This window comes from Pseudomonas jilinensis, assembly GCF_003586265.1.
In the GTDB taxonomy this organism is placed as follows: domain Bacteria; phylum Pseudomonadota; class Gammaproteobacteria; order Pseudomonadales; family Pseudomonadaceae; genus Halopseudomonas; species Halopseudomonas phragmitis.
In genome coordinates, this window is record NZ_QJSA01000005.1 from 231,556 (window position 1) to 242,729 (window position 11,174).

Below are 11,174 nucleotides of genomic sequence, written 5' to 3' on the forward strand. Positions count from 1 at the left end.
GAGCATGTTTAACGTATCCGATTACAGCGTGGCCTACGGGCAGAGCCAGATTCTGCGCAATCTCAACTTCAACGTCGGCAAGAACGAAATCGTCGCCATCATGGGCCGCAACGGCATGGGCAAGACCACGCTGATGAAGTCGCTGATGGGGGTAATTCCCAGCCAGAGCGGCAAGGTCACGCTGGATGACTGCGAGGTCGCCGGGCTGAAAAGCCACCAGCGGGTCAAGGCCGGCATGGCCTATGTGCCGCAGGGGCGGATGATTTTCTCGACCATGACAGTGCGCGAGAACATCGAAACCGGCCTGACCGTCACCGGCCGGCGCAGCGTACCCGATGACCTCTATGACCTGTTCCCGGTGCTGCTGGAGATGCGCTCGCGGCGTGGCGGCAACCTGTCCGGTGGCCAGCAGCAACAGCTGGCGATTGCCCGGGCGCTGGCCAGCAATCCGAAAATGCTGCTGCTCGACGAGCCCACCGAGGGTATCCAGCCATCGATCATCAGCGATATGGCGCGCACCCTGAAAATGATTCGCGACCAGCGCGGCCTGTCGATCATCGTTTCGGAACAGGTACTCAAGTTCGCCCTCGACATCGCCGACCGCATCCTGGTGATCGAAAAGGGCGAGATCGTCCACGAAGAACTCAGGGCCAGCGTCGACGAAGCCAAGATCGCTTCCTACCTGGCCGTCTGACCATCAATCAACGATAAGGAGTCCGCCATGCGTCATGGTGACATTTCCAGCAGCAAGGACACCGTCGGCGTAGCCGTGGTCAACTACAAGATGCCGCGCCTGCATACCCGCGAGCAGGTGCTTGAGAATGCGCACAGGATCGCCGACATGATTCGCGGCATGAAGCTCGGCCTGCCCGGCATGGATCTGGTGATCTTCCCCGAATACAGCACCATGGGGATCATGTATGACAACGACGAGATGATGGCCACCGCCGCCAGCATTCCCGGCGATGAAACTGCGATCTTCAGCCAGGCCTGCCGTGACGCCAACACCTGGGGCGTGTTCTCGCTGACCGGCGAACGCCACGAACAGCACCCGCACAAGGCGCCGTACAACACGCTGGTGCTGATCAACAGCGACGGCGAGATCGTGCAGAAGTACCGCAAGTGCATCCCCTGGTGTCCGATCGAAGGCTGGTATCCCGGCGACACTACCCATGTCAGCGAAGGCCCCAAGGGCCTGAAGATCAGCCTGATCATCTGCGATGACGGCAACTACCCGGAAATCTGGCGCGACTGCGCGATGAAGGGCGCCGAACTGATTGTGCGCTGCCAGGGCTACATGTACCCGGCCAAGGAACAGCAGATCATGATGGCCAAGAGCATGGCCTGGGCCAACAACTGCTATGTCGCAGTGGCCAACGCCACCGGCTTTGATGGCGTGTATTCCTACTTCGGCCACTCGGCAATCATCGGCTTTGACGGCCGTACCCTGGGTGAATGCGGTGAGGAAGACATGGGCGTGCAGTATGCCCAGCTGTCGGTCAGCCAGATCCGCGATGCGCGCGCCAACGACCAGTCGCAGAACCACCTGTTCAAGCTGCTGCACCGGGGCTACACCGGCGTGTTCAACTCCGGCGATGGCGACCGCGGCGTGGCCGACTGCCCGTTCGACTTCTACCGCACCTGGGTCATGGATGCAGAAAAGGCCCGCGACCAGGTCGAGGCCATGACCCGCAGCACCATAGGCGTGGCCGACTGCCCGGTAGGTGAACTGCCAGTGGCCGGCAAGGAGAAGGGTGCCTGGGGCTGAGTTGCCGGCATGGATCGCCACGGCCTACGGCCTCGCGATGACGGGGAGGGGAGCCAAGTACCGGTGTAACACCCCCACCCCCGTCATTGCGAGGCACGCAGTGCCGTGGCAATCCACCGACACGGCAATCCATTCACTACCACAGACAAGGACAGGTCCATGCCCTTCGCCAACGAACGCCTTGCCGCCAACCGCGACCTGCTGGCCCAGCGCCCGAGCAAAACCGGCCTACGCCAGACCCGCTTTACCTTCGACCCGCAGCAGGTCAGCCAACTCCTGCACCAGCGCATCATCGGCCAGGACGCCGCCCTCGCCACCCTCAGCGACCTGTTGCAGGTCATCCGCGCCGACCTGGCCCCGGAACAGCGACCGCTTGGCGTCTGCCTGCTGATGGGCCCGACAGGCGTCGGCAAGACCGAAACCGTGCGTGTACTGGCCGAAGCCCTGCACGGCAGCCCGGACGCCATGTGCCGCATCGACATGAACACCCTCAGCCAGGAACACTACGCCTCGGCACTGACGGGCGCGCCGCCCGGCTACGTCGGCAGCAAGGAAGGCCACACCCTGTTCGATGCCGACAAAATCCGTGGCAGCTACAGCAAGCCCGGCATTGTCCTGTTCGACGAACTGGAAAAGGCCAGCAGTGAGGTCATCCGCACCCTGCTCAACGTCCTCGACGCCGGCCAGCTGACCCTGCCGGCCGGCAACCGCACGTTGGATTTTCGCAACAGCCTGATCTTTCTCACCAGCAACCTCGGTGCCGCTGAACTGGCGCGCTACCACGGCCGCTTTCGCTCCGGCTGGCGGCGCTGGCTTGGCCCAAGCACCGGCCAGGAGCGGCAGATACTTGACCAGGCCCTGAGTCAGCGCTTCGACCCCGAGTTCATCAACCGCATCGACCATATCGTTCAGTACCAGCGTCTGGACGAAGACCTCAGCGAACCATTGCTGGATATTGAACTGCAACGCCTGACCCGCCGCCTGGCTAGACAGCAGGCCGAACTGCGCCTCACCGCCAACGCCCGCCACTTCCTGTGCCAGGGCTATGACCGCCGCTACGGCGCCCGCGACCTGGCGCGCCAGGTACGCCAAATACTCACCCCAAGACTCGCCCACGCCCTGTTGCAAACCCCCAGTGCCAGCCTGTTCATCGCCGACTACCAGAACGGACAGTTAAAAGTCTTCCCCACCGACTAACCCTGGATCGCCACAGGCCTACGGCCCTCGCGATGACGGAGACGAAGAGCCAGGCACCGGCGCAACGTCCCCCTCACCACGTCATTGCGAGGCGCAGGGGGCAGTCATCCGCCGCCGCGGCCCCCACCTCGTCATTGCGAGGCACGCAGTGCCGCGGCAATCCACCGCCCCCCACCCCGTCATTGCNCGGCAATCCACCGCCCCCCACCCCGTCATTGCGAGGCGCGTCAGCGCCGTGGCAATCCACAAAGGCATCCCCACCCCTGAATCAACCTCCCCATACCACCTACGTCAAATGACGTAGACAGGGGTGTCATTTCACGAATGGTCGCCAGGCCAGCGCTTGGCGATAGTGACCCGGTAGTTCATTTCGACCCCCATCTGCCCTCAGGAGCTGACAATGGCTGACACCATCATCAAGATCGATCTGAAAAAGTCGCCCTACGAAAACGACATGGTCCACAACCGCTGGCACCCGGACATTCCCATGGTCGCCACGGTCAAGCCCGGCGACGACTTCATCCTTGAATGCTACGACTGGACCGGCGGCCAGATCGCCAACAACGACAGCGCCGACGACGTGCGTGACGTCGACCTGAGCCAGGTGCACTTCCTGTCCGGCCCGATTGGCGTGGAAGGCTGCGAACCGGGTGACCTGCTGGAAGTCGACATCCTCGACATCGGCACCTTCGACGAAAGTCAGTGGGGCTTCAACGGCTTCTTCTCCAAGCAGAACGGCGGCGGCTTCCTGACCGAACACTTCCCCGAAGCGCAAAAATCCATCTGGGACTTCAACGGCATGTTCACCAAGTCCCGGCACATTCCGAATGTCGAATTCGCCGGCCTGATCCACCCCGGCCTGATCGGCTGCCTGCCGTCCAAGGAAATGCTCGAAGAGTGGAACAAGCGCGAAACCGAACTGTTTGAAACCGACCCCGAGCGCGTCCCCGGCCTGGCCAACTTGCCCTATGCCGAAACCGCGCACATGGGCCGCCTGAGCGGCGAGGCCAAAGCCAAGGCCGCTGCCGAAGGCGCGCGCACCGTACCGCCGCGTGAGCATGGCGGCAACTGCGACATCAAGGACCTGTCGCGCGGCTCCAAGGTCTACTTCCCGGTCTACGTCAAGGGCGGCGGGCTGTCGGTGGGCGATCTGCACTTCAGCCAGGGTGACGGCGAAATCACCTTCTGCGGCGCCATTGAAATGGCTGGCTGGATTCACCTGCGGGTCAACCTGATCAAGGACGGTGTAGCCAAGTACGGCATCAAGAACCCGATCTTCAAACCCAGCCCGATCAAGCCGCGCTACGACGACTACGTAATCTTCGAAGGCATCTCGGTCGACGAGCAGGGCAAGCAGCACTACCTGGACGTGCATATCGCCTACCGCCAGGCCTGCCTCAATGCCATCGAATACCTGACCAAGTTTGGCTACAGCCGCGCCCAGGCCTACGCACTGCTGGGCTGCGCCCCGGTGGAAGGGCATATCAGCGGCGTGGTCGACGTACCCAACGCCTGCGCCACCCTGTGGCTGCCGACCGGCATCTTCGACTTCGACATCAACCCCAGCGCCAGCGGCCCGCAAACCAAAGTGTCCGGCGGCATGGACGTACCGCTGTCGAAGGACAAGGAGTAAGCCGCCATGCCCTTGTATGACTACAAGTGCCAGGAGCATGGGATTTTCCATGCCCTGGCGACCATGGACGAGTTCGACAAACCGCAGCCCTGCCCGCAGTGCGGCGTGATGTCAGCCAAGGTGATCCTGCTGCCGGCCCACCTGTTCAAGGTTGACGACAGCGAACGCAAGGCCAGGGACCGCAACGAAAAGGCCATGCACAGCCCGATCCTGTCCACACCTGAGTACCGCGCCGAAGAACAGGCCCGGCACGAGCACAAACACGGCAAGGGCTGCGGCTGCGCGCACCAGAAACTCGGCAAATCAAAACTGTTCTGGACCGCCAGCGGCGAAAAGATGTTCCCCTCCGCCCGGCCCTGGATGATCAGCCACTAACCTGTCCCCCTGGGAAGCGCGAGCATCCGCTCGCGCCTGGGAAGCCTGCGCCAGCGCCAGGTCTGACCGCTCCACCCATCCCCCCCAAAAAAATGGATCTCTGTCATAGCGACACCAGGTACGCATAGCACAGCTGATATTTGTGGCTTGTAGGCTACAAAATATACCAGGTTGGGCAGATGTGTGGCTTAAGGGCTACAAGGCTTTATAGGCAGAGCTTGTATAAATGTAGCTTACAGGCTACATTTTCGGTGAATTTTCTATTTTTGATGCTCAGGAGCTACAAATGTCCTCACTGTACGACGTTGCCGAAATGCTCAAGCAAGCACGCCGTGACGCGAACCTGAGCCAGGAAGCCATTGCCAAGCGTGCCGGTGTATCACGCTCCACTGTGGCCCGCATGGAAACCTTGGCCAAGGGGGATATGAGCGTTTCGGCGCTGGTTCGCCTGCTGGAGGCCGCAGGGTATGACTTGAAGCTGGTCAAGGCCGGCCATACGCGTACCGTTGAGGATATCCTTGCCGAACAGCGTTCCGAGAGAGGATAACCATGATTCTCGACGTACACGTCAATGCAAAACATGTGGCCAAGCTCTACCGGGAGCGTAGGGCGTTCCCCGGTTTGGTATGGAAGACGCGTGTGGGCTGTTGGGCCTGCCGCCACACGAGAAATACCGTCCCTCCATTGAGCAGGTGTGGAACGCCACCCGGCCCTACATAAGCGCAGATCGCCTGCGTGAACAGCGCGAGCACCTGGGCTGGCAACTGCTGACCAATTACGTGGTGCGCAATGCAGATTGTCACGCAAAAAACATCGCACTGTATTACACCTCCCTGGCCGACGTGGGCTTTACCCCGGTCTATGACCTGGTGACCACGCAGGCCTATCCACGCTTCGCAGCCAGTCCCCCTGGGCTCTCCATTGCCGGCCGGCAAACCTGGACGCCGGGCCGTTCGCTGGAAACATTCTTCAAAGCTGTCTTGAGCATTCCCCCGGCTCAGTACGCTGCTATGGTCGATCAGCTCTGTCAGTCAGCGGTAGAGGTAGGCAAAGAAGTCATTGAAGCCGCCAAGAACGAACCGGCCTGGCGCGATGTGGCCAAGCACATGGTGCATGCCTGGAATGAGGGAATGGAGACATTACGCAGCGCCAAAGCCGCACCCCAGTTTCGTGGCCTGGATACTGCCATCGCAGATGCAGGCTTCTCAGGACCGCGTAAACCGGAGCGTACCAACGCGATAATTGGGCGTTCCGAATTGCTGGCAAAAAAACGTTAAGGGCCAGAAAGTTGTCGTGGGAAGAGCCCCTCACCACACCAACACCGCCACATACGCCAGCAACACGCTGGCAAACGCCAGTGCCGCCGCGCTCCAGCCCAGCCAGCCCCGCAGGGTGTCGAGTTTGGATACCCAACCCTGCGACAGCCAGCGGCCCAGCTGTGCTGCCAGTGCCAGTTTGAGCCACAACAACAGATTCAGCCCGCAGAGCAGGGCGGTCAGCAACAGCAGATCATGCAGGGGAACAAAGGCCATTTCGTATCCTCGTGACGCGATACGAGGATGATGCTGTCCCGCTACGACAAGTTGTGTCGCATCAGGCTCCGCGCGCGACGATCTCGCGAGCCTGCTGCAAAATCTGTTCGCGCCAGGTGCGTGGTTCGAGCACCTCGATACTGGCGCCGAAGCCCATGATCCACCACTGGGTCTGCTGATCGTTGGGTACCGTGGCTTCCAGCTGTACCCAACCCTCGGCGTCCGGCTCGGACAGTGACTGGTCGCGGCTCAGGGGTGTTTCCGCCAGCAGCCAGGCCATTGAATTGGTAATGCGCGCCACCAGTTTCACCGGCTCCTGCGCCAGCGGAAAGCCGAATGCCCCCTGATCGATATACTGCTGCAGGTTAAAGTCCGGCTGGGCGCGGTACAGGCTGGCGCTGGGTTTGACCTTGCGAAAGCGGTGCAGGGCAAACTGGCGCACATCTTCATGCTCGTTCACCGTGGCCAGCAGATAGGAGCTGCTGTCGCGGGTGACCAGCCCTAGCGGGTGCAGGGTGTACTGCTTGAGTTCCCCCTTGAACCGGCTCAGATAGCTCACGTCCACGGCGTAATGGTTGAGCAGGGCATCGGTCAGCCCTTCCCAGATGGCCGGCTTGATCTCGGCGGGGATCAGCGACTTGCCGTTGGGGATCGCCCGCACACGCTGGCTCCACTGCGAGAAACCATTACCCTGCAGCCCTTCCAGATGCTTGCGGGCACTCTGGAACTTGTAGCTGATCTTGTCCATCGCCACCTTCGGCAACAGCCCGCGCACCGACTCCTCGGCCAGCACCAGCGTCAGCGCGGTGACGGTATCCAGAGCCGGCAGATCGCTGTTGTAGTTGGCCACATAGTTCCAGCGATAGGGCTTGGACTCCTTGTGGCACTGCAGCGGAAAGTGTTCAGCGAGCTTTTCCAGATCACGCTGGATCGAGCGTGGCGTCATGCCGTAGCCCTGTTCCTCCAAACGCAGACCAATGGTGGTGGTACTCAAACTGTGCGGCGCCCGCGGCAGCATCTGCAGAATCGCGAGGTGACGAAACAGGGTATCGCGCTGGCTCATGGTTGGTCCTTGGGCTGAATGTGCTGAGACATTTTGCTGCGACATAAATGGTCGCATGATCATGCCATGCTTGCTGTCGAACTGTCCGCCGATTTTCTTTCCTGCTCCGGCAATGCGCGTTTTAAGGCGAAACGGCGGCACAGTTTGTTGCGTTTATCGGCGGAATGTTAGTGAGTAGCGCATGGCATGATGGCACCGCGCTATTTCGCTCTTTGGAGGGAGCATGCTGTATCTCTTGCTAGGGTTGGTCGGTCTGGTTGTTGGCATTGTCTTGCTGAAAAAACTGTTCAAATTCATCGTGGTAGTGGCCGGTGGCGTACTAGGCATGGTCGCTGCGGTGTTCATGGGGCCTGCCGCCTTGCTGGCGATTCTGCTGGAAAAATGCGCCAACGCCCTGCGACTCAAGCTGGTTATGCCTTACCTGATGCTGAGTGGTTTCAGCCTGCTGGTTGGCTGGGTCTACCTGGAAGGGCGTTACTACGGGCTGCAGGATTCGGGCTTTGGCTACTACCGCAACCTGATCACGCTGCTGCTGGCGCTGGCGGTCATCGGCGCCGTGTTCAAGACCCGCGGGCTCAATGCAATCAACGCCAATCACACCCTGCTGCTCAAGAAAGAGCGGCAAGGCTGGGCCCTGTTCCATGCCGCCCTGTTGCTGACCCTGTGCGCCATCATCTCACCCTGGATCGCCGCTGCGATCGAGCCACTGAACGGCCTGCAAGCCTGGCTGGGCGGCGCTTACTGGGTGGCTGCCCTGCTGGTGCAACTGTACGCCCTGATGGACAGCCACGAGCGCCGGACCTTCTGCACCCAGGCGTTTGCCGAACTGTCCGAGACCGAGCAACTCAACGCCCGGGAACACTGTGAAACGCTGGCCGATGAGCATCACCTGGATCAGGCCGATGCCGAGGCGCTGTATCAGGGCTGCATAGTCCTGCTGGTCGAGCGGGGCGTGCTGCACGAGTACGAGATTCTGTCTGACCCCTGGGTCTTCAAGGCCGAGTGGGACGCGCACAACCGCCGGCGCATCGAACATATGATCAACCCATCGGCCCGCCTGGATCTGGATGCCGTGGTACAACTGATCAGCCAGACCTACCGCCTGAATGAAGAGCAGGCCCGGGACTTTCTCGAATTCAGCGCCGGGCTGGGCGTGATCTACGGCATCGGTACCGACGCCTTCTTCGTACCGCTGAAACAGATCGACAACATCCGGGTATGCACCTCCTGCGGGCACGCCGAAGAGGGCCACGTGCCTGAGCAGGGTGAATGGTTCTGCTCGAGCACCTGCCGCGAAACCGAAAACCTGTGTCTGGAAATCAAAGACAAGCCCTATAAGGACTTTCTCGATAGCGCCGCCACCAGTGGTTTTGTGCTGATGGCCGGTGGCGCGGCGCTGGATGCCAACCACAAGCTGTTCGCCACCGGCGGCCAGGGCCACGGCTTTGCCGCTGAAAACGCCAACCATCGGATCGACAAGCTGATGATGAAAAAGGCGGAACTTGTTGGCGGCGACAATGCCAAGAACGGCGCAGACCGCCTGGTCGATGGCGCCAGCCTGCAAACCAAATACTGCCAAACCGCCGCACGCAGCGTTGGGGCCGGGTTCGACGGGCAGAATGGTAGCTACAAATACCTGGATGCCCAGGGCAAGCCCATGCAGATCGAGGTGCCCAAGGACCAGTACGAACTGGCCGTGGAAACCATGAAAAACAAGATCAAGGACGGCAAGGTCCCGGGCGTCAGCGACCCCGAACAGGCCAAAGACCTGGTGGTCAAAGGGCACCTGACCTACGACCAGGCCAAGAACATCACCAAGTTCGGTACCCTTGAATCGGTCACCTATGACATCGCCGAAGGGGCGATTGTTGGCGCCGTAGCCGGCGGCATCAGCTTCGCCCTGAGCGCCTGCGTCTACTACGCCTCCACCAGTGACAAGAAGCAGGCACTCAAGGTCGCCGCCATCCAGGGCGGCAAAACCTTCGGCAAAAGCCTGACCGTGTACGTTGGCGCACAGCAGCTCAACCGGGTCGCCGTGGTGCAGAAGGTGCTGAGCAAGATCGACGTCTCAGCACTGTCGCACAGCAAACGCAGCCTGCTGCAAAAAGGCTTTGGCGTCAGCTCCAAGAACAGCCTCAACAAAGCCCTGCGCGGCACCGTGATCACCTCCATCGTGCTGATCGCCGTCACCACCGGCCCGGATATGGTCAAGATGGTCCGCGGCCGCATCTCCAAAGCCCAGTTCGTCAAAAACCTTGCCGTGGTGTCTTCCGGCATTGCCGGTGGCACCATCGGCTCGATTGCCGGCGGCATCGTATTCAGCCCGCTCGGCCCGGTCTCCGCCATGCTTGGCCGCGCCGCAGGCGGCATCATCGGCGGGGTGATTTCCTCGGTCATCACCAACAAGATCGCCGGCAAACTCATGGAAGAAGACCGCGTGCGTATGCTCAAGCTGGTACAGCAGCAGCTCGAATACCTGGCCGTAAGCTTTATGCTGACCAAGGACGAACTGCAAAACCTGAACCGCAACCTGGACCAGATCCTCCAACCCAAAACCCTGGAAATCATCCACGCCGCCAAATCCGAACAACGGGCCATGGCCAACTTCATCCTAAAACCGGTGGTGGTCAGCGTGGTCAAGCAACGCCCGGCATTGCAGTATGAGGGGAATGATATTTTCCTGGCTTGTGAGGATATGGCGGCGTAGGGGGGATTGTTGAGGTATAAGTTGTATGTCATTTCTCTTTATACGACGAGTGCTGGGCTGCGTATATTTTTGAGCCATATTCAAGCCCACAAAATGCATTATCAGCCACCTGACGGGTATGCTCAGAAGGGGCGTAATATGTGAAGTCTTATCAAGATCATATTTCTAAAATTTTGGAGGTTTGTCATTTGTCAACCCTTGCTTGCAAGCTGTTATTCTGCGTCATTTAAGTGCTTACGCAGGTGTGCATGGTCGACAATGTTTTCGGAGACGCTATGGACGTTGAATTGTTTGAAGGTGTTGCACCCGAGGCGCACTTGGACAAGAAATTTTATCGTGCCGTACTCGATTCTTTGGAAGATCAGCTTGCGCTTATTAATGTTGAGGGGCAGATTTTTTTCGTTAATCGTAGCTGGATAAATTTTGCCCAGTGTAACGGGTTGACCTACGATTTCGATTGGGTTGGGAAAAATTATCTGAGTGTCTGCAAGGCTGCGACCAGCTGCGGCGATGATGATGCTGTTCAGGTTGTTGCAGGCCTGGAGGCGGTGCTCTCTGGCCGGCTTAAGCACTTTCGTCATGAGTACCCCTGTCATAGTCCCGGTGAGCAGCGTTGGTTTATTTTGCGAGTGCTGCCAGTGCAGTATCCGGGTATTCGCTGTTTTGCCGTAAGCCATCAAGATATTACCCAGCGTAAGCTAGTCGAGCAGGCAGTCGAACACTCGGCACAACATGATCCATTGACTGGGCTCGCTAATAGACGTCGGTTTGAGGGTTTTCTGGCCAGAAGTTGGCGTCGTGGTCAGCGTGCGGTGAGTCCGTTGAGTCTGCTGATGATCGATTTGGACAATTTCAAACCCTTCAATGATAGTTACGGGTGTCACCTCCCCGTAAAATCG

The 11,174-nt window shown here is 59.9% G+C and carries 11 protein-coding genes; 9 read left to right on the top strand and 2 right to left on the bottom strand.

The features are described from left to right. The first annotated feature begins 4 nt into the window (after positions 1-4). From urtE to C2846_RS07690, 7 genes are all read left to right on the top strand, one after another. The gene (gene urtE / locus C2846_RS07660) at positions 5-694 is read left to right on the top strand and encodes an urea ABC transporter ATP-binding subunit UrtE (protein ID WP_119701135.1); all 690 of its coding nucleotides are present in this window, start codon (positions 5-7) and stop codon (positions 692-694) included. A 27-nt stretch (positions 695-721) separates the two neighbouring features. Next, positions 722-1,768 (top strand): aliphatic amidase, encoded by a 1,047-nt coding sequence (locus C2846_RS07665; protein WP_119701136.1) that lies wholly within the window; start codon positions 722-724, stop codon positions 1,766-1,768. Between the two features lie 159 nt (positions 1,769-1,927). Continuing rightward, positions 1,928-2,965: an AAA family ATPase gene (locus C2846_RS07670; protein WP_119701137.1), complete on the top strand. Its 1,038-nt coding sequence runs from the start codon at positions 1,928-1,930 to the stop codon at positions 2,963-2,965. 400 nt (positions 2,966-3,365) lie between these two features. Then, on the top strand, positions 3,366-4,598 hold the full coding sequence (gene fmdA, locus C2846_RS07675; protein ID WP_080051348.1) for a formamidase: 1,233 nt from the start codon (positions 3,366-3,368) through the stop codon (positions 4,596-4,598). Positions 4,599-4,604: 6 nt separating this feature from the next. After that, positions 4,605-4,973, top strand: coding sequence for an FmdB family zinc ribbon protein (locus C2846_RS07680; RefSeq protein WP_119701138.1), 369 nt, complete (start codon positions 4,605-4,607; stop codon positions 4,971-4,973). Positions 4,974-5,259: 286 nt separating this feature from the next. Beyond that, positions 5,260-5,520, top strand: a complete 261-nt coding sequence (locus tag C2846_RS07685) for a helix-turn-helix domain-containing protein (RefSeq protein ID WP_119701139.1) — start codon at positions 5,260-5,262, stop codon at positions 5,518-5,520. A 79-nt stretch (positions 5,521-5,599) separates the two neighbouring features. Beyond that, positions 5,600-6,250 (top strand): HipA domain-containing protein, encoded by a 651-nt coding sequence (locus C2846_RS07690; RefSeq protein ID WP_276310922.1) that lies wholly within the window; start codon positions 5,600-5,602, stop codon positions 6,248-6,250. Between the two features lie 30 nt (positions 6,251-6,280). Here C2846_RS07690 and C2846_RS07695 read toward each other — a convergent pair whose 3' ends face one another. After that, positions 6,281-6,505 (bottom strand): hypothetical protein, encoded by a 225-nt coding sequence (locus C2846_RS07695; protein ID WP_119701140.1) that lies wholly within the window; start codon positions 6,503-6,505, stop codon positions 6,281-6,283. Between the two features lie 61 nt (positions 6,506-6,566). Next, positions 6,567-7,568: a helix-turn-helix transcriptional regulator gene (locus C2846_RS07700; protein ID WP_119701141.1), complete on the bottom strand. Its 1,002-nt coding sequence runs from the start codon at positions 7,566-7,568 to the stop codon at positions 6,567-6,569. A gap of 223 nt (positions 7,569-7,791) precedes the next feature. Between C2846_RS07700 and C2846_RS07705 the strand changes: the two genes are divergently transcribed. Both C2846_RS07705 and C2846_RS18560 read left to right on the top strand, forming a co-directional pair. Beyond that, on the top strand, positions 7,792-10,275 hold the full coding sequence (locus tag C2846_RS07705; RefSeq protein ID WP_119701142.1) for a hypothetical protein: 2,484 nt from the start codon (positions 7,792-7,794) through the stop codon (positions 10,273-10,275). Positions 10,276-10,550: 275 nt separating this feature from the next. Then, positions 10,551-11,174, top strand: a 624-nt coding sequence (locus tag C2846_RS18560) for a sensor domain-containing diguanylate cyclase (RefSeq protein WP_165443789.1), incomplete at its 3' end; no start/stop codon positions are given.